We start from the raw sequence: 20,385 nt of genomic DNA, 5'->3' as shown, positions 1-20,385 counted from the left end.
TTCGTTCCGTTCCGGCGAAACGGACCCGCGGCCCCGAAAGCGGCGCAAACCGCTCCGCTCCGCGGAATCCCGGCCGGAAATCGCCCGTAAAGATAGCGATAAATCCTCCGACCGAAGCGGAATTCGAGGCAATAGTTGCGCCATTCGGAAAATTCTTCCTATATTTGCAACCCCAACAGGGCGTATATCGACCTCTTTCATTGGGCGCTACGGCGACGGCGGACGATGCGGCGGACGCGCGGGAAGACTTTCCGGAAACGGAAAGCGGACCGGCGGGGATGCGGCGGAGCGGTTCCGCGGGATTACGGACAAGGGGTCCGTATGGTAGTCCGGGCGCAGCGGGAATGTCGGGTGCGAAACTCAAAATTCGTTGCAACAATGAACAAAGACGCAATCATCCGGCTCGTAAACGAGCAGATGTGGCCGAAGACGGACGCCGACGTGCCGTCGTTCAAGGCCGGTGACACGATCACCGTATCCTACAAAATCGTCGAGGGTAACAAGGAGCGCGTGCAGAGTTTCCGCGGCGTGGTTATCCAGATCAAGGGTCAGGGCAAGACCAAGATGTTCACGATCCGCAAGATTTCGAACGGCGTGGGCGTCGAGCGCATCTTCCCGCTTTACTCGCCCCATATCGAGAAGATCGAGGTCAATAAGATCGGTGTGGTCCGCCGCGCCCGCATCTACTACCTGCGCGATCTGACGGGCAAGAAGGCGCGTATCAAGGAGAAGCGCATGACGAGCAGCTCGGAGAAGTAATCCGCACCTGCCCGGAAACGGAAAACGGGACATTCGAAATGAATGTCCCGTTTTTTCGCATCCTCTCCGGCCGCGGCAAGGCGGCCGCACCCGAAAGCTCTGCGCCGAAGAGAACGCCCCCGGAAACGCGCCGCGCGGAAACAGGCGCAGGAAACACCGGACGGCAGGAAACGATTCCGCACGGAAATGCCGCGCCCGAAAACCGACGGGGGACGCCGCGCTGCGGCATCCCCCGTTCTGCGTTCCGGAAACGGCCGATCAGTCGGTCACCGGAATATCCTTGTTCACGTTCTTCGAACCCACGAGGGCGTAGAAGAGGATGTAGGCCAGACCCACGATCACGACCCAGTAGCTCGAGAGGTAGCCCGCGAAGTCGGCCACGCCGCCCTGGATCAGCGGAAGGATACCGCCGCCGCAGACCATCACCATGAAGAAGCCCGAACCCATCGAGGTGTATTTGCCGAGGCCCTCGACGGCGAGGTTGAAGATGCCGCCCCACATGACCGAGGTGCAGAGGCCGCAGAGCGTGAGGAACATGACACCGACGGGAACCTCCACCAGTCCGAAGCCCGTACCGGTGAAGACAGGCATCGAAACCGTCGAGGTGACGGGCGAGAAGATGCCCACCAGCACGAAGAGAATGGCTACCGAAGCCACCACGGAGAGCTGCGACTTGCTCGAGACCTTGCCGCCGATGATGCCGCCGACCAGACGGCCGCACATCATCAGGAACCAGTACGTGCCCACGAGCGAACCCGCGGCCGCGGCCGCCATGCCCGCGCCGTCGGTCGTGGAGGTGAGGAAGAGATTCATGAAGTTGGGAATGCCGACCTCGACGCCCACATAGATGAAGATGGCCACGGCGCCCAGCACGAAGTGACGGAACGAGAGCGCGCTGTGCTTGTCCTTCTTCGCCTCGGCGGCCTTCTCCTCAATAGCATACGGCTCGGGGATCGAGACCATGGAGAGCACGACAAAGGCCACGGCGAAGATACCCATGGCGATGAACAGCGCGGGCGAAGCGTCGCTGATCGTCGCGCGGGCCACGTCGCCCATCAGATAACCGACCAGAATCGGCACGATGGTGGCCGAGATCGAGTTGAGCGAACCGCCGAACTGGATCAGCTGGTTACCCCGCTTGCCGCCGCCGCCGAGGGTGTTGAGCATCGGATTGACCACCGTATTGAGCATACACATCGAGAAACCCGAGACGAACGCGCCGACGAGGTAAACCGCGAAGCTGCCGGCCACGCCCGAGAGGTACTGGATACCCACGCCGATAAAACCGACCGCAATGGCCGCCAGCGCCGTTTTCTTGTAGCCGATGCGGTTGAGCATCAGACCCGCCGGAATACCCATGAAGGCGTAGGCGATGAAATTGGCCGCATTACCCAGCTGCGACATCCAGTTCGCCACCGAGAACTGGTTCTTCACGATCACGCCCAGCGGATTGGCGAAGCCCGTGACGAACGAGATCATCGCGAAGAGCGCGAACATCATGATGATAGGTAATGTGTAATTCTTCTTTTGTTCCATAGAGTTGATCTGTTATTTAGGTTAATAATCGTTTGTCCGGATTTGCGGTCATCTGTCGCGTTCGACGATATAGGCGCAGAGGTTCACCAGCGCCGAGCGGTAGTCGGAGTCGTCGTAGTCGGAGAGCATCCCCACGGCCCGCGAGACATAGCCCTGCATCACCTCGGCCGCGGCGGAGAGTCCGCCCTCCCGCTCCACCGCAAGGCGCAGGTACTCCACCGCTTCGTCGTCCTCGTGACAACGGGCCAGTCTGTCCAGCAGATCGGCCCGTCTCTCCTCCGACGCGCGGTCGAGCACCGTCAGCAGGGGCAGCGTGATCTTCCCCTCCCGCAGGTCGTTGCAGACGGGTTTGCCCGTCTGCGCCGAGGGGGTATAGTCCAGGATGTCGTCCTGAATCTGGAAGGCCATGCCCACCGCCTCGCCGAAGCGGCGCATCGTCGCCACCTTGTCGCGCGTGGCCCCCACGGCCAGCGCCCCCGCCGACGCGGAGACGCCCAGCAGGCTCGCCGTCTTCTTGTAGATGATGTCGAGGTAGGTCCGGCGGGTCATGCTGCGTTCGGCGGCGCATTCGTCCTGCAACACCTCGCCCTCGCACAGCGCGGCCATCGAGCCGCATACGTGCGTCACCAGATCGAACTGCCCGCTCTGCAGGCCGATATTCATATTTTTAGCCAGGATGTAATCGCCCAGAATCACCGCCTTGTGCGACTGCCAGCGGGCATTGACCGAGGGTTTGCCGCGGCGCGTGTCGGCCTCGTCGATCACGTCGTCGTGGATGAGCGAGGCCACGTGGATCATTTCGACCAGCATCGCCGCCAGCGAGGCGCGCCGTCCGCCCGCCGCCCCCTTGACCGGAGCGTTCATCGCCGCCGAAAGCATCACCAGCAGCGGACGGATGCCCTTGCCGCGCGCCGTCAGGGCATAGCGCAGCATGTCGGACAGCAACTCCCCTTCGGCCGTGAACTGCCGTTCGACGAACTCTTCGAACGCAGCCAGCTCGGCCGTCACGGGCCTGCGGATGTCATCGAGTGTAATCATATCCGCAAAGATAGTCATTTTTCGCAATGAGCACACCGCACTCTCGCTATTTTTTCGTACCTTTGGCAATCGGTAAAGAATCGACGGAATGGATTTTTCGAAAGGATTTCTCAAAAGGCTGCTTCCCGCAGCGGCGGCCCTCGCGCTGTTTTTCGTCGTGAGCGCCCTCTATTTCGCCCCGCAGTTCCGGGGCGAAGTGCTGCCGCAGCACGACGTCCTGCAATACGAAGGCATGGCCCGGGACATCACCGACATGCGCGCCTCGACGGGCGAAGACCCGCAGTGGACCGGCGGCATGTTCGGCGGCATGCCGGCCTACCTGATAAACGTCGCCTACCCGGCCCAGCTCGTAAAACGCACCGCAGGCCAGATCGTCAAGGCGATCGACACCCCCGCCGGATTCATCTTCTTCGCCATGACGGCCATGTGGTGCATGCTGCTCATGGCGGGTGTCAACCCCTGGGTGGGCACGGTTCCGGCGCTGGCCTACGGTCTTTCGACCTACTTCCTGCTCATCATCGGCGCCGGGCACGTGACGAAGATGTGGGCGCTGGTTTACGCGCCCCTGATGATGGGCGGCGCATGGGTCGCCCTGCGCGGCAACGTCTGGTGCGGCGCGGCCGTCACGGCCCTCGCCGCATCGCTCGAAATCGGCGCCAACCATCCGCAGATCACCTACTATTTCCTCGTGGCGATGGCCGCATTCTGGGCGAGCGAGGCCGTCGCGGCCTTCCGCGAAGGACGGATGCGGAACTTCACCCTGCGCACGGCGGCGCTCGCCGCGGCGGGCCTGCTGGCCGCGGGATCGAACTTCGCGCCCCTCTGGTACACGGCCCAGCACTCGAAGGAGACCATCCGCGGCGGCTCGGAGCTGGCCTCCGGGAGCGAAAGCTCCGGCGACGGACTGGCGCTCGACTACGCCACGGCGTGGAGCTACGGCCGCGCGGAGACGCTCAACCTGCTCGTGCCCGACTTCATGGGCCGCGACTCGGGCACGACCCTCCCCGCCGACGGGGAGACGGCCGCCCTGCTCAACGGCTACGGCCTGCGCGGAGCGGCGCAGCAGCTACCCGCCTACTGGGGCACGCAGCCCTATACGGGCGGCCCGACCTACCTGGGCGCGGCGGCGGTGTTCCTGGCCGCGCTGGGCATCGCCCTCGCCGGAGGCCGCAACAAATGGTGGATCGTCGCCGTCTGCGCGGTGATGATCCTGCTGGCCTGGGGCCGCAATCTGATGGGTTTCACGGAGCTGGCTTTCCGCATCCTGCCCGGATACGACAAGTTCCGCACCGTCTCGATGACGCTGGTCGTCGTCCAGTGGGCCGTGCCGGCGCTCGGGGCATTGGCCCTCGCACGGCTCTGGAGCGGAGACGTTCCGCGCCGGCACCTGCTGCGCGCACTGGCCTGGTCGGCGGGCGTCACGGGAGGCGTCTGCCTGCTGCTGGCCGTGGCCGGCGGCTCGCTGTTCGACTTCGGGCGCGCCGAAAGCGCGGAGATGATGACCGAACAGTTCCGCCGCATCTTCGAGGCGAACGACATGCAGGAATACATCTCCCGCGGCACGGACGCCGAGTGGGGCGACGCCACCGGCGCGGCGATGGCTGCCGACCGCGCCGCGATGATGCGCTCCGATGCCTGGAGGTCGCTTCTGATGATCCTGCTCGCGGCGGGCTCCGTCGCGCTTTTCGCCCTGCGGCGGATCGGGAAATACGCGCTCACGGCCCTGCTGGCGGCCGTCGTACTGACGGACCTCGTTCCCGTGGACCTGCGGTTCCTCTCCGCGGACAACTTCACCTCGCCCCGCCGCAGGCAAGTGACGCAGACGGACGCCGACAGGACGATCCTGCAGGACCGCGATCCGGGATACCGCGTACTGAACCTCACGGTCAGCCCCTTCAACGACGCCACGACCTCCTATTTCCACCGTTCCGTCGGCGGATACCACGGAGCCAAGCTGGCACGTTATCAGGACCTGATAGACCGCTACCTCTCGCAACTGGACGACGGGGTGCTGGACATGCTCAACACCCGCTATCTGATCGTCCCCGGCAAGGAGGGCGCCCCCGAAGCGCAGCGCCGCACGACGGCTTTCGGGGCGGCATGGTTCGTGGACAGCCTCGTCCGCGCCGCCTCGGCGCAGGAGGAGATCGCCCTGCTGGGCGAGGTGAACCTCCGCACGACGGCCGTCACGTCGTCCGACACGCCCGCCGCGGCGCGCCCGATGCCCACGGGTATCTACGCCTCGGCCCGGATCGACCTCGCGGAGTACCGCCCCAACTACCTCCGCTACGAATACTCGGCCCCAGAAGAGGCCCTCGCGGTCTTCTCCGAAATCTACTACGACAAGGGCTGGACGGCCTACGTGGACGGCGAGGAAGCTCCCTACTTCCGGGCCGACTACGTGCTGCGGGCCATGCGGCTGCCGGCCGGCGAACATACCGTCGAATGGAGGTTCCGCGCCCCGCACTGGGCGGCGGCCGAGGGCGTGACGGGCATCTGCTCAGCGCTCATCCTGCTGGGAGCCGCCGCGACGGCGGGGTATTGCTGGAAACGCCGCAGGAAACGGCCGGAAAGCGGAACCGACGAGGCATGAGGCGTTCCCGGCAGAGGAAAAGGGACCGCCGTCCCGCCGCGAACGGACATCCGGAACGGACCGCACACGCACGAAGAGGGAACGGCAGGAGCGCCGGAAGGGGCGGGTCCCGGCAACACGAATGAAACAAAAGAGGCACGAATCGAAGATGAAAGACGACAAACGACTCAGACGGAAGGTCCGCAACTCCTATATCGTATCGACGGTCAGCATCGCGCTCGTACTGTTCCTGCTGGGTTCGGTGGGGTATCTGATGGTCGCGGCGCTGAAGGTGGCCGACACGTTGCAGGAGAGCATCGCCGTCACCGTGGAGCTGAAGCGGGAGACGACGCCCGAGCGGCGCGACGCGATCGAAAAACGCCTCGCGGCCGAAGACCTCGTGGCCACGATCGCCTACGTTCCCAAAGAGGCGAAACTCGAGGACAAGGAGTTCCGCAAGATGTTCGACAGCGCCTTCGAGGAGATTCTCGAAGAGAACCCGCTGCTCGATTCGTTCGAACTCACGCTGACCCCGGCGTCGGCCGACAAGGAGCTGCTCGCGGAGTTCATCGCCGCCGCGGAGCGCATCGAGGGGGTGGACCGCGTGTCGTACCCGGCGCTCATGGCCGAACGGCTGCACGCCACGGTGGGAAAAATCCGGCTGGTGCTGCTGCTCTTCGGAGGCGCGCTGTTGCTGATCTCGCTCATTCTGGTCAGCAACACGATCCGGCTGGCGATCTATTCGAAACGCTACCTGATCAACACGATGAAACTCGTCGGCGCGACCAAGTGGTTCATCATGCGCCCGTTCCTCGGGAGCAGCGTCACGCAGGGCATCCTCTCCGGAGCCATCGCCTCGGTGCTGTTCGGCGTGGCGGTCTATGGGCTCAACGAAGCCGTGCCCGAACTGCTGACCATCGCCGAAGCGGGCAAGATCGCCCTCATTCTCGGCGCGATGGTTGCAGGGGGCGTACTCATATCGGGGGTCTTCACCTTCGCGGCCCTCAACAAGTTCGTGAACATGAAGTCTAACAAGATATACTTATATTAAATGAAAAAAGAGCGGAAAACGGCCCAGGAGCCTGCCGGGGAGAATCCCCGGATGCCTCTCACGCGCCGCAACTACATCCTGCTGGCGGCCGGGTTCGCCGTCATCGTGCTGGGCTTCGTCCTCATGGCCGGCGGCGGCAGCGACTCGCCCGACGAGTTCGATTACGCCATGTTCTCGTGGCGGCGCATCACGCTGGCGCCGATTCTGGTCATCGGAGGGTTCGTCGTGGAGATCTACGCGATCCTGAAACGCTACGACTGATCCTCCGGCAGCCGGCATTCCCCGGCGCAGCCCGCCGAAACCGCCCGCCGGAGCGCCTTCGGACGGGCCGGCAGGCCCCGGCTCCGGCAGACGCACGCATCCGGGCGACAATCCGTCGGTTCCGGCAGACAACGGACAATAACGAAACAACCACCCAAACCGTTCTATGGATACACTTCAAGCCATCCTGCTCGGCATCGTGCAGGGTATCACGGAATTTTTGCCCGTATCGAGCAGCGGCCACCTGCAGATCGCCAAGGAGCTATTGGGCGTCGAGCTCGAAGAGAACCTCACGTTCGACGTCGTGCTGCACGCCGCGACGGTGCTCAGTACGATCGTCGTGCTCCGGAGCGAGGTATGGCGCCTGCTCGGAGGGCTCTTCTCGCGCCGGTTCAACGAAGAGCAGGCCTACGTGCTCAAACTCGTCGTGTCGATGATTCCGATCGGCATCGTCGGCTTGCTCCTCAAAGACCAGCTCAACGCCCTGCTCGAAGCCCCCTGTATCCTCGCCGTCGTCGGCGCGATGCTCCTCCTCACGGCCGCGCTGCTCGCCTTCGCCTACTACGCCAAACCGCGGCAGAAGGAGACGATCTCCTACCGCGACGCCTTCGTCATCGGCCTCGCGCAGGCCTGCGCCGCCATGCCGGGCCTTTCGCGCTCGGGATCGACCATCGCCACGGGCCTGTTGCTGGGCAACAAAAAGACGGCCGTGGCGCAGTTCTCGTTCCTCATGGTGCTGGCCCCGATTCTGGGCGAGACGCTGCTCGAAGCCGCGAGCGGCGAACTGACGGCCGGCGTGGCCGCCGGACCGCTCGTCGCGGGATTCGCCGCGTCGTTCCTCACGGGCTGCCTGGCCTGCCGGTTCATGCTCGAGATCGTCAAGCGGGGCCGCCTGATCTGGTTCGCCGCCTACTGCGCCGCCGCCGGCATCGTCTCCATCGCAAGCTACCTCATCCGATGAAAGAGACGCCCGACCTGCACGGCATCGACTTCGAGGACGGCTATATCGCCGTCGTGGACAAGCCGCTGCGCTGGACCTCGGCCGACGTGGTCCGCAAGATCAAGTTCACGCTGCGCAAACTCGGCTACCGCAGGATCAAGGTGGGGCATGCCGGGACGCTCGATCCGCTGGCCACCGGCATCCTGCTCGTCTGCATCGGCCGCGCCACCAAACTCGCCGACGCCTTGCAGGCCGAGGAGAAGGAGTACACGGCCGACGTGATGCTGGGGGCCACGACCCCGAGCTACGACCTCGAACACCCCGTGGACCGCACCTATCCGTGGGAACACGTCACGCGCGAAGCGGCCGAAGAGGCGCTGCGGTCGCTCACGGGCGAACGGCTGCAAGAGCCGCCCCTCTTCTCGGCCAAGAAAATCGAGGGGACGCGCGCCTACGAGCTGGCCCGCGCCGGCGAGACGACCCGGTTGCGCAAGTCGCTCATCACGATCTACGAAATGAACATCGAGGAGTTCGACCTCCCGCGCATGCGCATCCGCGTGCGGTGCAGCAAGGGAACCTACATCCGCTCGCTGGCCCGCGAAATCGGCGAGGCGCTGCAAAGCGGCGCGCACCTCACGTCGCTGCGCCGGACCCGCAGCGGAGGCTTCACCCTCGAAAACGCCTGGGACCTGGAGGAATTTCTCAAAAAATTGCAAAATATTGAAACAAAATAGCTTTTTCCGCGTATAGGGATTAATCTGTCTTTTGTTCCGACACGTAAAAAAGCGTTCAATATGAAGTTATCGCAGTACGGATACGAATTTTCGCCCGAAATGCTGGCCAAATACCCGGCCGAGAACCGCGACGAATCGCGCCTGATGGTCGTCAATCGGGCCAAGGGGACCATCGAACACCGCATTTTCAAGGACATCATCGACTATTTCGACGAAAAGGACCTCTTCATCTTCAACGACACGAAGGTCTTTCCCGCGCGTCTGTACGGCAACAAGGAGAAGACCGGCGCCGAGATCGAGATCTTCCTGCTGCGCGAGCTGAACCGCGAGCTGCGGCTGTGGGACGTGCTGGTGGACCCGGCGCGCAAGATCCGCATCGGCAACAAGCTCTACTTCGGCGACGACGACCTGCTGGTGGCCGAGGTGATCGACAACACCACCTCGCGCGGCCGCACGCTGCGCTTCCTCTTCGACGGCTCCTACGAGGAGTTCAAGCAGGCGCTCTTCAGCCTGGGCGAGACGCCCCTGCCCAAATGGGTGCGCGAGAAGGTGGAGCCCGAGGACGCGGAGCGTTACCAGACCATCTTCGCCCGCCACGAGGGGGCCGTGGCCGCCCCGACGGCCGGGATGCATTTCTCCAAACACCTGATGAAACGCATGGAGATCAAGGGCATCGACAGGGCCTTCATCACGCTGCACGTGGGGCTGGGCAACTTCCGCACGGTGGACGTCGAGGACCTCTCGAAGCACAAGATGGACTCCGAGCAGTTCTTCGTCACGGACGAGGCCGCCGAAGCGGTCAATGCGGCCAAGCGCGCGGGACACCGGGTCGCGGCCATCGGTACGACGGTCATGCGCACGATCGAGACGGCCGTTTCGACCAACGGCATGATCAAGCCGATGGAGGGATGGACCAACAAGTTCATCTTCGCCCCCTATGACTTCACCGTGGCCGACGCCATGGTGACCAACTTCCACCTGCCCTACTCCACGCAACTGATGATGGTGGCGGCCTTCGGCGGGTACGAAACCGTGATGAACGCCTACAAGGCGGCCCGCGAGGAGGGCTACCGTTTCGGCACTTACGGCGACGCGATGCTTATTCTTTAAGATTTTTTTCGTATCTTTGCGAGTAATGTGAGCGTCCAAATAAAAATTCACGAATCATGGCAAGCAAGATTCTGTACGTGTGTCAGGAGATCACGCCCTATCTTCCCGAAACGGAGAGCTCCCGGCTTTGCCGTGCGCTGACGCAGGCTATGCAGGAACGCGGCAACGAAATCCGCACCTTCATGCCGCGTTACGGCTGCATCAACGAGCGCAGACACCAGCTGCACGAGGTGATCCGCCTCTCGGGCATGAACCTTATCATCGACGACAACGACCACCAGCTCATCATCAAGGTGGCGTCGATTCCCTCCGCCCGCGTACAGATCTATTTCATCGACAACGACGACTACTTCTCGCGCAAGGCCGTGCTGACCGACGCCGAAGGGCGCTATTTTCCGGACAACGACGAACGGGCCATCTTCTTCGCACGCGGCGTGCTGGAGACGGTCAAAAAGCTGCGCTGGACTCCCACGGTGGTCCACTGCCACGGCTGGTTCTCGGGCGTCGTGCCCGTTTACCTGAAACACGTCTTCGCCGACGACCCGATCTTCCGCGACGTGAAGATCGTCGTCTCGCTCTGCGACGACGCCTTCCCCGGAGAGCTCGACCCGGCCTTCGCCCAGAAGATCGCCGGCGAGGGCGTCGAGGACAAAAATCTGGAGATTCTCTCCGCTCCGTCATACGAAAACCTCTGCCGCTTCGTTATGGAGTATGCCGACGGCGTGGCGGTGGCGTCCGAAAAGGCCGATCCCGCCGTGTTGGAGATCGCCCGTGCGAGCGGGAAACCGGTGCTCGAATACCAATCGCCCGAGGCTGCGGACTTTTTCGATAATTACAACCGATTCTATGAAGCGATCCAATAAACTCCTCCGCCTGCTGTTCGGCGCGGCATCGGTCCTTTCGGCGGTCACGCTGACGCTCGGAGGCTGCACCTCGGTGGACGACACGCTGGGAGGCAATCTCGTTCCGGACAACCAGCAGATGCGCGCCGGATTCGTCCGGTTCCCGGAGAGCGGCGAGGACAAGGCGAAATACGTCACCACGCGTCTTTTCCAGAGCGACTCGGTCGTCTCGTCGAACCTCTCGTCGGGCTACTTCGGCTCGCAGCTCAACGACACGCTCGGCCTCCGCACGGCGGGATTCCTGACGCAGATGATCAACCTCTCCGAAATCAAGGAGGGGTATTTCGGATACAAACCGATCTTCGACTCGGCGCAACTGCTCATCTCCATCGCCTCCTACGGCAGGGATACGCTGACCGAACAGCGGTTCGCGGTCTATGAGGTAAAAAGCAACAAGTATATCACCGACAAGCCGGTAGCCGCCGGAAAATCGGAGCGCGACACGACCTTCTACCTCAACTTCGACCCGGTGAAGGAGGGGGTGATCGACGAAACCGAGGGGCCGCTGTTCTACTTCACGCTCGGCGGCGAAGACAAAGGCCCCGCCACCACGGCCGTCACGTTGGAGCCCACCGAATCGGGCCGGGAATACATCCAACGGCTGATGTTGCAGCAGGGAGATTACAAGGACGACTACTCGATATACAGCATCGACAGTCTCGAACAGTGGGTCGAGGAGTTCCGGGGCTTCTACATCTGTCCCGATCCCGCCATGCCGCTGACCGCCGACCGGGGCGAAGGGACGATCTTCGGCACGACGCTCGAGTCGTCGGGATTCGCCGTTTACGGACGTAACCGCGTCGAGGCGGACCCCACGCTCATCCAGGATACGCTCCAGATGCTCTACTATTTCTACGAAGGTTCGGTCGATCACGGCAACGTTTCGGTCAATACGGCCTACCACGACTATTCGCAGGCGAAGGAGGCGCTGTTCGAAATCGCCGACGCCCGCGAACCGGCAGCCGGAGAGGCCGACAAACGCCCGGAGACGGCTCGCGTACGCGTGGAGGGCTTCGGCGGCGTGGTGAGCGACATCACCTTCACCGAAGCGTTCTTCGAGGCGCTGGAACGGGAGATCGAGAAAGCGAACGAAGCGGAAGGCAAGGATTTCAGGACGCTGGCATTCAGCCAGGTGACCATGTCTGTCTATTTCAACGACGGCGCCTACGACTGGCAGGAGATCGTCCCGGGAGACGGCTCGGGAAACGGCTCGGGTCCCGACATCGTGCGGCTGACTGACGAAATGACGGCCGCACCCTCCCGGCTGGGCCTCTACACGAATTACAAGACGCGGACCCCGATTGCGGACTACAACTACACCTACGAGTCGCAGTACAACACGACGCTCGACTACGGCGGATACGTGAACCGCAGCCAGGGATGCTACAAGATGAATATCACGGCCTACGCCCAGGCGCTCTGGAACAGTTACATGAAGGAGAAGCAGGCCGCCGCGGCCGAGGGGCGTGCGGTGGACCTCTCGAAGGTGCAGAACCGCACGATCTACCTCGCCCCGGAGGCGGGAGGTTTCTACACCACGGCCTTCGGCATCCTGCAGGGCATGGCGACCGACGGCGGCGAAAACAACGCTCCGATCCGGCTCGAACTGGCGTACAACATGATCAAATAAACCGAAGAGAAACCCTTGTGCGGAACCTAAGTGTTGAAGATGCTTAGGTTTTCGCATTTCTGAAAAAGCCATCAAAACAACGTAATGCAGGACAATTTAGTCATCGTAGAGTCCCCTGCCAAGGCCAAGACCATCGAGAAGTTCCTCGGCAAGGACTATATCGTAAAATCGAGCTTCGGACACATCCGCGACCTCTCGAAGAAGGACCTCGGAATCAATATCGACGACGGCTTCAAGCCCGTCTATGAGATTCCGGGCGACAAGAAGAAGGTCGTGGACGAGCTTGCGAAACTCGCGAAGACGAAGACCGTGTGGCTCGCTTCCGATGAAGACCGCGAAGGAGAGGCCATCGCATGGCACCTGACCGAAGTGTTGGGGCTCCCGGTCGATCGGACGAAGCGCATCGTCTTCCACGAAATCACCAAGCGGGCGATCCTCGAAGCCATCGAGAAACCCCGCACGGTCAATATGGACCTGGTGAACGCCCAGCAGGCGCGCCGCATCCTCGACCGGCTGGTGGGCTTCGAGCTCTCGCCCGTGCTGTGGAAAAAGGTGCGCCCGGCGCTGTCGGCGGGCCGCGTGCAGTCGGTCGCCGTGCGGCTGATCGTCGAACGCGAGCGCGAGATCATCGCTTTCCGTTCGACTCCCTATTTCCGCGTCGTGGCGCAGTTCTACCCCGCCGGAGATGCGGACAGGACACTCTTCAAGGCCGAGCTGTCCTCGCGCTTCGAGACGGCCGCCGAGGCCGAAGCGTTCCTCCGCAGCTCGGCCGGCGCCGAGTTCACGGTGTCGAAAGCCGAGGAGAAGCCCGCACAGCGTTATCCCGCGCCGCCCTTCACGACCTCGACGCTCCAGCAGGAGGCGGGCCGCAAGCTGGGCATGTCGGTCTCGCAAACCATGTCCGTGGCGCAGCACCTCTACGAGCAGGGTCTGATCACCTACATGCGTACCGACTCGGTGAACCTCTCGCAGCAGGCGCTCGCGCAGTGCAAGGAGGAGATCACGAAACTCTACGGCGAGAAATACTCGTCGTGGCACAACTACAAGACCAAGACCAAGGGCGCGCAGGAGGCCCACGAGGCCATCCGCCCGTCGTACATCGACCGCCAGACGATCGAAGGCACGCCGGCCGAGAAAAAACTCTACGACCTGATCTGGAAACGCACGGTCGCCTCGCAGATGGTCTGCGCCGAGCTCGACCGCACGACCATCACCATCGACATCAGCGGTTCGGAGCACCAGTTCGTCGCCCAGGGCGAGGTCATCCGCTTCGACGGATTCCTGCGCCTCTATTCCGAATCCACGGACGACGACCAGGCCGCCGAGAGCGGCGAGGGGCTGCTCCCGAAACTCACGGCCGGCGACCGCGTGACGCCGGCGCAGATCACCGCGACGGAGCGCTTCACGCAGGCTCCGCCCCGATACAGCGAAGCGTCGCTGGTCAAGCAGATGGAGGCGCTCGGCATCGGCCGCCCCTCGACCTACGCCCCGACGATCACGACGATCATCAACCGCGGCTATGTCGTCCGCCAGAGCAAGGAGGGTTCGAAACGCAGCTATACGCAGATGACGCTCACGGGAGACAAACTCACGACGAAGACCCTCACGGAGAGCTTCGGCAAGGAGAAGAACCGCCTCTCGCCGACCGACATCGGCATGGTGGTGAACGACTACCTCGAGGCGCAGTTCGGCCCGATCATCGACTACAACTTCACGGCAAACGTCGAGAAGGAGTTCGACCGCATCGCCGAAGGCGACATCACGTGGGAGAAGATGATCGGCAACTTCTACGGACCGTTTCACAAAATGGTGGACTCGGCGATCGCCATGCAGCCCGCCCGGACGCGCGAAGTGCGCATCCTGGGCAACGACCCCGCGACGGGACATGTCGTGAAGGCCCGCATCGGACGCTACGGCCCGATGGTCGAGATCGAGGGCGCCGAAGGCGAGAAGGGCCGCTTCGCCTCGCTCAGGAAGGGGCAGCTCATCGAGTCGATCACCCTGGACGAGGCGCTCGAACTCTTCGCCCTGCCGCGCGACCTGGGACTGCTCGACGGCGAGAAGCTCATCGTGGGACTGGGCAAGTACGGACCCTACGTCCGCTACGGAAAGTCGTTCGCCTCGCTGGCGCGGACCGACGACCCCTACACGATCACCTACGAGCGGGCCGTGGAGCTCGTCCGGGAGCACAAGGCGGCCGCCGCTGCGGCCCATACGCCGCTCCGGACCTTCCCCGAAGACCCCGACATGCTCGTCAAGAACGGCCGCTACGGCGCCTATATCGCCTACAAGGGCAAGAACTACCGCCTGCCGCGGGGAACCAAGCCCGAAACCCTGACGCTGGACGACTGTCTGAAGATCGTTTCGGAGTCGAAGAAATGATTCGCAGAACCACAACGACACAAAACCCCAATACGCTATGAAAAACTTGCTGCTTTCCGCACTCGCAGTCTGCCTCGCCTGCACGGCCACGGCGCAGACCGCCGATCAGAACGACTCCGCGTCGGGTTACGAATTCACCGACGTGAAGCTCATCCCGACCACGCCCGTCAAGGACCAGAGCCGCAGCGGCACCTGCTGGTGCTTCTCGACCCTGTCGTTCCTCGAGAGCGAAATCCTCAAGGCCGGAGGCCCCGAGATGCACCTCTCGGAAATGTGGATCGTCCGCCACTCGTTCATGGACAAGGCCGAGAAGTACATCCGCCTGCACGGAGAGCTGAACTTCGCCGAGGGAGGCGCTTCGCACGACGTGACGGAGGGCATCAAGGCCCACGGCATCGTTCCCTTCGAGGTCTATCCGGGTCTGAACTACGGAACCGAGAAACCCGATTTCCACGAGCTGTCGGTCGTGCTCAAAGCCTACCTCGACGGCGTGCTCAAGGCCGCGGAGAGCGGCAAGCCCCTCTCGACGGCCTGGAAACGCGGCTTCAACGCCCTCCTCGACGAGTACTTCGGCCCGATGCCCGAAACGTTCACCTACGAGGGCAAGGAGTACACGCCCGAATCGTTCGCCGCATCGCTGCCGATCGACATGGAAAACTACGTGGACCTCTCGTCGTTCACGCACCATCCCTTCTACACGCGCTTCATCATCGAGGTTCCCGACAACTGGATGTGGGGCACGGTTTACAACCTGCCGCTCGAGGAGATGATGGCCACGATCGACCACGCGCTGGCCAACGGCTACACCGTATCGTGGGGCACGGACGTCAGCGAGAAGGGCTTCAGCCGCACGAAGGCCATCGGCGTCATTCCCGAAGCCGACACCGAGAGCATGAGCGGCACGGAAGCCGAGCGCTGGGGCAAGCTCACCGACAAGGAGAAGGAGAAAGCGCTCTACTCCTTCGACAAGCCCGGCAAGGAGCGCACGATCACGCAGGAGATGCGTCAGACGGCGTTCGACAACTTCGAGACCACCGACGACCACGGCATGCTCATCATGGGCATCGCCGAGGACCAGAACGGCACACCCTACTACAAGGTGCAGAACTCGTGGAACACCGTGCCTCCCTACGACGGATTCTGGTACTTCTCGAAACCCTTCGTGGCCTACAAAACCACCTCGATCATGGTGAACAAGAACGCCATTCCGAAGGAGATCGCCAAAAAGCTGGGCCTGAAATAGGCCTCGCCGCAACGGCGCAGACACGACGCGGCCCGCTCTCCGGAGAGCGGGCCGCGCGCATGATTGCGTATAGGAGAAAAGGGCCGCCGGCCGGTCACTCCCCGATCTCGACGCCCAGCAGGCGCGCCAGCCCGACGGCCTGCTCGGGGCTGACCCGCAATCCCTTCAGCTCGGGCGAAACGACCTCGCGGAGCCGGATGCACCGAATGTCGGAATCGGCGAAGGAGATCCCCGCGAGGCGCGTTCCCGAAAAGTCGGCCGTCACCAGCCCGCACTGCGAAAACACGACCCGCTCGAAGCGGCATCCGTCGAAGAAACCGCCCCGAAGCTGCGCCCCGGCGAAGCGGACGCTCCGCAGCCGCGAACGGGAGAAATTGACGAATTCGCCCTTGCAGTGCCCGAACACGACGTGTTGCAGCGTCGTCTCCGCGAATCCGGCCCCGGCGATCTTGCACTCCTCGAACCGCACACGGAAAAAACTCGCGCCCTGCAAGTCGGCCACCGACAGGTCGCAGTTCCGGAAGAGGACGTCCGTGAAACGGGAGCCGCGGAACACCGCACCTCCCAGCCGGCATCCCGAGAAACGGCATCCCTGCACGGAGAGACGGCTGCAATCCTCCGACGGCAGCGCGACGCCGCGGAACGAAAGGCCCTCGATCTCGCCTACCGGTACGAGCACGGCCGAACCGGCCGGCGCTCCGGATTCGGGAGGCAGCCGCGGAGGGGCGATCGCCGGAGATGCGGATTGTTCCATACGTCCGCAAAGATAGGGAATTTTCCGGAAGATCGTCCGGGAAACGGGAACGGCCGACGGAGGTTTTTGCCGGATAGGAAATAATTGCTACCTTTGTTCGGAATATGCACGTGACATTTCTGATAAAGAGCGCGTTGCTGCTCTCGACGCTGCTCGTCTGCATCATCCGCCCCGCCGCGGCGCAGACGGCCGAATGCCCGACGGCACGCCCCTCGGTCCGGACCGCGCCGGACCGAATCGGAGAGGTCCGCGCATATCCCGCCGCCGCATCCGCGGACACCCTCCGCAGCGACACCGCGGCGAAACGGCCCGGACTGATCCGCCGCATCATCGACTATTACAGCCGTTCGAACGTGGACCGCACCTTCGAAAAGAAGATCGACTGGAGCATCGCGCCGGGCCCCAACTACTCCTCCGACGTCGGCTTCGGGATCGGATTCCTGCTCGCCGGACTCTACCGCCTCGACCGCACGGATTCGGTCACCGCACCCTCGAACGTCTCCATCTACGGCAACTTCACGACCCAGAAGTTCGTGCTGCTGCGCTTCTCCGGCGACAACCTCTTCAACCACAACCGCCAACGGCTGAGCTATTCGGGGGCCTTCGTCTATTTCCCGGGAGCCTTCTACGGCATCGGCTACGAAGCCGGAAAGGAGGGTTACGCCCAGGACCTCACCACGACGATGGGCACTGTCAACGTCTCCTACTGCACGTCGCTCGCCGGACGTTTCTACGTCGGCGTGAGCGGCGGCCTCAACTACACGGGCGCCGCCTATCGGAGCAGCGGCATGACGGAATACCTCGAAGGCATCCGGGACGGCCGGTACGAAAAACCCGGCGGGCAGCGGGGCGAACTCTACGACCTCTGGCTCGAAGGGCGCTACCTGCCCGAAAAGCAGGATCCTTTCTCGAACTACATCGCCGCAACGGGCGACCGCCCCAACGCCCTCAACGCCCATGTCGGTATCTTCGCGCAGTACGATACGCGCGACGTGACGTTCAACGCCTCGAAAGGCGTCTTCGTCAAGGCCGAAGCCAAATGGTATCCGGAGTGGCTGGGCAACACGCGCCGCACGTTCGGCCGCTTCACCCTGACGTTCGATTTCTACCAGCGGCTCTGGAAAGGAGCCGTATTGGCCTGCGACCTCTATGCCGACGCCACGGCGGGAACCCCTTCGTGGCACATGTACGCCAAGATGGGCGGCATGGAACGCATGCGCGGCTACTACGAGGGGCGCTACCGCGACAAGCGGCTCGTGGAGGCGCAGGCGGAACTGCGACAGAAGATTTACCGCCGCCACGGCGTCGTGGCCTGGATCGGCGGCGGACAGGTATGGGACACGAACCGCTTCCGCTGGAGCAACACGCTTTGCAGCTTCGGCTGCGGTTACCGTTTCGAATTCAAGAATCGCATGAATATCCGCCTCGACTACGGCTGGGGCAACTACGGCAACCCGAATCTGCCGTGGGACCGGAAACGCTCTTCGGCCTTTCTCTTCACGGCTTCGGAGGCGTTCTAATACCGGAAGACGAGGAGATACCCCGCCGCTCGCAGCACGGAGAGCGTCACCGGCGCGCCGCCGCAGACGGAACCCGTCACCTTCCCCGCCGCACCGTCCGCCGTGCCGACAGGCTCTTCGCCCGGAACGCCGGTCCCTGCGGACGCCGCCGTCACTCCGACACCGGAACTTACCCCCGGCAGCGGATCGAACCCCTCGCCGAGGTCCGCCTCCAGCAGCCGCAGGTCGCGCAGCAGGTCCAGCTCCCTCCGCCCCGCATATTTGTAGAGCGCCTCCTTGGCGCACCATGCCACGGCGGGCCACAGGGCGGATTCCGAAAGCCGCCGTTCGCAAGGGGTCATGTACCGTGCGATCACGCGGCCGAAGTTCCGCGTCTCGGATTCGATGTCCACGGCGCACGGTCCCTCCGACAGCACGACCGCCACCCGGCCCGGGCAGTGCGAGACGGAAATCCGTTCGGCGCGCCCCGGCAGACAGGGTGCGCCGTTCGCATCGTAGGCGATCCGCACGTCGCGCCCCAGCTCGCGCCGCACGGCGGCCCGCCACGTCAGGAATTCCGCACGGCGAACCGCCGAACCGAACCCGGCAGCCGTCGCGAGCTCCTCACCGGTCACCCAGGGCGCCGCCTCGGCCTCCGTCATCGGGGCGAGCGTCAGCAATCGTTTCATAACAGATCGACCCGGATTTTGTCGATGCGGTGTCCTTCCGTCTCCTGTACCGTGAACCGGATGTCGTGCGCCGTAAAGACGTCGCCCTTGCGCGGGAAGTCGCGCTTGAGTTCGAGCATCAGCCCCGCCAGCGTCTCCGCCTCGCCCCTCACGTCGGCGAAGGCGTCCTCTCCGAGCTCGAGGATCCGTTCGAAATCTCCCAGGTGGGTCTTGCCCTCGAAAAGGTAGCTCCGGGCGTCGAGGCGCGTATAGAAGCACTCGTCGTTGTCGCTCTCGTCGGAAATCTCGCCCACGATCTCCTCGATGATGTCCTCCAGCGACACCAGCCCCAGCGTCGAGCCGTATTCGTCCACGACGACGGCCATGTGGATCTTGTTCGTCTGGAAATCGGCCAGCAGGTCGTTGATCTTCTTGTGCTCGGGGACGAAAAAGGGCTTGCGGATGAGCTGCTGCCAGGCGAAATCCCGGTCGTTGTTGATATAGGGCAGCAGGTCCTTCACGTAGAGCGTACCGCGGATGTTGTCCATGTCCTCCTCATAGACCGGAATGCGCGAGAAGCCCGATTCGATGATCGTGCGCTTGACCGTTTCGTAGTCGTCCTTGATATCGAGGGCCGTCATGTCCACGCGGGGCTTCATGATCTCCTGCACCTCGGTATTGACGAAGCTGACGATGCCCGAAAGCATCACGTGCTCCTCGCGGCAGGAACTCTGCGTCATGTCCACGGCATCGGCCAGTTCGTCGAGCGAAATTTCGCTCCGGTGCGCCGCTTTCTCGCTGATGCGGCTGCTGGCATGGACCAGCGCATACGACAGCGGGTAGAAAATCCGCCGCAGCGCCAGCAGAGGCCGCGCCACGGCCGAGGCGAACCCCACGGGAACGGTCTGCGCCAGGACCTTGGGCAGGATCTCGCCGAAGAGCAGCAGCAGGAAGGTCACCAGCACGGTCTTGAACAGGAACTCGAAACGCAGGAAGGTGAACAGCGAGTCGATGATGCCCGACGTGAGGATGACGATGCAGACATTCACCAGGTTGTTCACCACCAGAATCGTCGCCAGCAGCATGTCCACGTCCGTCAGCAGGCGCAGCACGGCCCCCGCCGATGCGCTCCGGCTCGCCTTGAGACGGTTCACGTCATTGTGCGACAGCGAAAAAAACGACGTTTCGGCCCCCGACACGAGCGCCGAAACACACAACAGGAAAAGCGTCACCGCGCAAAGCGCGGCAATGCGGGGTTCGAACCCGTTGAATACGATCCAGGAACCGGTCTCTTCCAAACTTTCCG

At 63.2% G+C, this 20,385-nt stretch carries 17 protein-coding genes; 12 read left to right on the top strand and 5 right to left on the bottom strand.

Going from position 1 to position 20,385, the window contains the following annotated elements; all coding sequences use genetic code 11:
- The first annotated feature begins 378 nt into the window (after positions 1–378).
- Positions 379–759 carry a 50S ribosomal protein L19 gene (gene rplS / locus FME97_RS07280; RefSeq protein ID WP_141428609.1) on the top strand — a complete coding sequence of 127 codons (381 nt, stop codon included), beginning with the start codon at positions 379–381 and terminating at the stop codon, positions 757–759.
- A gap of 258 nt (positions 760–1,017) precedes the next feature.
- On the opposite strand, the gene FME97_RS07275 is transcribed toward rplS, so the two are convergent.
- Together FME97_RS07275 and FME97_RS07270 are read right to left on the bottom strand one after the other, a co-directional pair.
- Positions 1,018–2,295: an MFS transporter gene (locus FME97_RS07275; protein WP_141428607.1), complete on the bottom strand. Its 1,278-nt coding sequence runs from the start codon at positions 2,293–2,295 to the stop codon at positions 1,018–1,020.
- A gap of 48 nt (positions 2,296–2,343) precedes the next feature.
- Entirely contained in the window at positions 2,344–3,333 is a 990-nt protein-coding gene (locus FME97_RS07270) for a polyprenyl synthetase family protein (protein ID WP_141428604.1), read from the bottom strand.
- Positions 3,334–3,421: 88 nt separating this feature from the next.
- On the opposite strand from FME97_RS07270, the gene FME97_RS07265 reads away from it, so the two are divergent.
- The 10 genes from FME97_RS07265 (at position 3,422) to FME97_RS07220 (ending at position 16,158) form a co-directional block, all read left to right on the top strand.
- A complete protein-coding gene (locus FME97_RS07265; RefSeq protein ID WP_141428602.1) occupies positions 3,422–5,926 on the top strand; it encodes a YfhO family protein in 2,505 nt (834 codons plus the stop codon).
- Between the two features lie 148 nt (positions 5,927–6,074).
- Complete coding sequence (locus tag FME97_RS07260; RefSeq protein ID WP_141429986.1) at positions 6,075–6,956, top strand: cell division protein FtsX; 882 nt, start codon at positions 6,075–6,077, stop codon at positions 6,954–6,956.
- Positions 6,957–7,217 (top strand): DUF3098 domain-containing protein, encoded by a 261-nt coding sequence (locus tag FME97_RS07255; protein ID WP_141428600.1) that lies wholly within the window; start codon positions 6,957–6,959, stop codon positions 7,215–7,217.
- A 166-nt stretch (positions 7,218–7,383) separates the two neighbouring features.
- The gene (locus tag FME97_RS07250) at positions 7,384–8,178 is read left to right on the top strand and encodes an undecaprenyl-diphosphate phosphatase (protein ID WP_141428598.1); all 795 of its coding nucleotides are present in this window, start codon (positions 7,384–7,386) and stop codon (positions 8,176–8,178) included.
- On the top strand, positions 8,175–8,891 hold the full coding sequence (truB, locus tag FME97_RS07245) for a tRNA pseudouridine(55) synthase TruB (RefSeq protein WP_141428597.1): 717 nt from the start codon (positions 8,175–8,177) through the stop codon (positions 8,889–8,891). Before FME97_RS07250 ends, truB begins: the two co-directional genes overlap by 4 nt.
- Before the next feature lie 60 nt (positions 8,892–8,951).
- Complete coding sequence (gene queA / locus FME97_RS07240; protein ID WP_141428595.1) at positions 8,952–10,001, top strand: tRNA preQ1(34) S-adenosylmethionine ribosyltransferase-isomerase QueA; 1,050 nt, start codon at positions 8,952–8,954, stop codon at positions 9,999–10,001.
- Between the two features lie 56 nt (positions 10,002–10,057).
- Complete coding sequence (locus FME97_RS07235) at positions 10,058–10,864, top strand: glycogen/starch synthase (protein WP_141428593.1); 807 nt, start codon at positions 10,058–10,060, stop codon at positions 10,862–10,864.
- Positions 10,848–12,533, top strand: coding sequence for a DUF4270 family protein (locus FME97_RS07230; RefSeq protein ID WP_141428591.1), 1,686 nt, complete (start codon positions 10,848–10,850; stop codon positions 12,531–12,533). Before FME97_RS07235 ends, FME97_RS07230 begins: the two co-directional genes overlap by 17 nt.
- Before the next feature lie 84 nt (positions 12,534–12,617).
- The gene (topA, locus tag FME97_RS07225) at positions 12,618–14,915 is read left to right on the top strand and encodes a type I DNA topoisomerase (protein ID WP_141428589.1); all 2,298 of its coding nucleotides are present in this window, start codon (positions 12,618–12,620) and stop codon (positions 14,913–14,915) included.
- Between the two features lie 37 nt (positions 14,916–14,952).
- The gene (locus tag FME97_RS07220; RefSeq protein WP_141428587.1) at positions 14,953–16,158 is read left to right on the top strand and encodes a C1 family peptidase; all 1,206 of its coding nucleotides are present in this window, start codon (positions 14,953–14,955) and stop codon (positions 16,156–16,158) included.
- A gap of 94 nt (positions 16,159–16,252) precedes the next feature.
- Here FME97_RS07220 and FME97_RS07215 read toward each other — a convergent pair whose 3' ends face one another.
- On the bottom strand, positions 16,253–16,912 hold the full coding sequence (locus FME97_RS07215) for a pentapeptide repeat-containing protein (protein WP_141428585.1): 660 nt from the start codon (positions 16,910–16,912) through the stop codon (positions 16,253–16,255).
- A 110-nt stretch (positions 16,913–17,022) separates the two neighbouring features.
- Between FME97_RS07215 and FME97_RS07210 the strand changes: the two genes are divergently transcribed.
- Positions 17,023–18,432 carry a BamA/TamA family outer membrane protein gene (locus tag FME97_RS07210; protein WP_232522850.1) on the top strand — a complete coding sequence of 470 codons (1,410 nt, stop codon included), beginning with the start codon at positions 17,023–17,025 and terminating at the stop codon, positions 18,430–18,432.
- Here FME97_RS07210 and FME97_RS07205 read toward each other — a convergent pair.
- Positions 18,429–19,100 carry a 4'-phosphopantetheinyl transferase family protein gene (locus FME97_RS07205; protein WP_141428583.1) on the bottom strand — a complete coding sequence of 224 codons (672 nt, stop codon included), beginning with the start codon at positions 19,098–19,100 and terminating at the stop codon, positions 18,429–18,431. The two genes, FME97_RS07210 and FME97_RS07205, sit on opposite strands and share 4 nt — an antisense overlap.
- Positions 19,097–20,377, bottom strand: coding sequence for a gliding motility-associated protein GldE (gene gldE, locus FME97_RS07200; RefSeq protein ID WP_141428581.1), 1,281 nt, complete (start codon positions 20,375–20,377; stop codon positions 19,097–19,099). The genes FME97_RS07205 and gldE overlap by 4 nt, the downstream gene beginning before the upstream one ends.
- Positions 20,378–20,385: the final 8 nt, after the last annotated feature.

The sequence above is a fragment of the Alistipes dispar genome (assembly GCF_006542685.1).
Taxonomy (GTDB): domain Bacteria; phylum Bacteroidota; class Bacteroidia; order Bacteroidales; family Rikenellaceae; genus Alistipes; species Alistipes dispar.
The sequence above is the reverse complement of the archived record's forward strand: the minus strand, read 5'-3'. Positions and strand labels throughout refer to the sequence as shown.

Bases quoted from the DNA above. Each gene is read 5' to 3' on its own strand.
- queA (WP_141428595.1), top strand. From the start codon at position 8,952: ATGAAGTTATCGCAGTACGGATACGAATTTTCGCCCGAAATGCTGGCC.
- FME97_RS07270 (WP_141428604.1), bottom strand. From the start codon at position 3,333: ATGATTACACTCGATGACATCCGCAGGCCCGTGACGGCCGAGCTGGCT.
- FME97_RS07260 (WP_141429986.1), top strand. From the start codon at position 6,075: ATGAAAGACGACAAACGACTCAGACGGAAGGTCCGCAACTCCTATATC.
- FME97_RS07255 (WP_141428600.1), top strand. From the start codon at position 6,957: ATGAAAAAAGAGCGGAAAACGGCCCAGGAGCCTGCCGGGGAGAATCCC.
- FME97_RS07230 (WP_141428591.1), top strand. From the start codon at position 10,848: ATGAAGCGATCCAATAAACTCCTCCGCCTGCTGTTCGGCGCGGCATCG.
- truB (WP_141428597.1), top strand. From the start codon at position 8,175: ATGAAAGAGACGCCCGACCTGCACGGCATCGACTTCGAGGACGGCTAT.
- topA (WP_141428589.1), top strand. From the start codon at position 12,618: ATGCAGGACAATTTAGTCATCGTAGAGTCCCCTGCCAAGGCCAAGACC.
- FME97_RS07220 (WP_141428587.1), top strand. From the start codon at position 14,953: ATGAAAAACTTGCTGCTTTCCGCACTCGCAGTCTGCCTCGCCTGCACG.
- FME97_RS07235 (WP_141428593.1), top strand. From the start codon at position 10,058: ATGGCAAGCAAGATTCTGTACGTGTGTCAGGAGATCACGCCCTATCTT.
- FME97_RS07250 (WP_141428598.1), top strand. From the start codon at position 7,384: ATGGATACACTTCAAGCCATCCTGCTCGGCATCGTGCAGGGTATCACG.
- FME97_RS07215 (WP_141428585.1), bottom strand. From the start codon at position 16,912: ATGGAACAATCCGCATCTCCGGCGATCGCCCCTCCGCGGCTGCCTCCC.
- FME97_RS07205 (WP_141428583.1), bottom strand. From the start codon at position 19,100: ATGAAACGATTGCTGACGCTCGCCCCGATGACGGAGGCCGAGGCGGCG.
- FME97_RS07265 (WP_141428602.1), top strand. From the start codon at position 3,422: ATGGATTTTTCGAAAGGATTTCTCAAAAGGCTGCTTCCCGCAGCGGCG.
- rplS (WP_141428609.1), top strand. From the start codon at position 379: ATGAACAAAGACGCAATCATCCGGCTCGTAAACGAGCAGATGTGGCCG.
- FME97_RS07275 (WP_141428607.1), bottom strand. From the start codon at position 2,295: ATGGAACAAAAGAAGAATTACACATTACCTATCATCATGATGTTCGCG.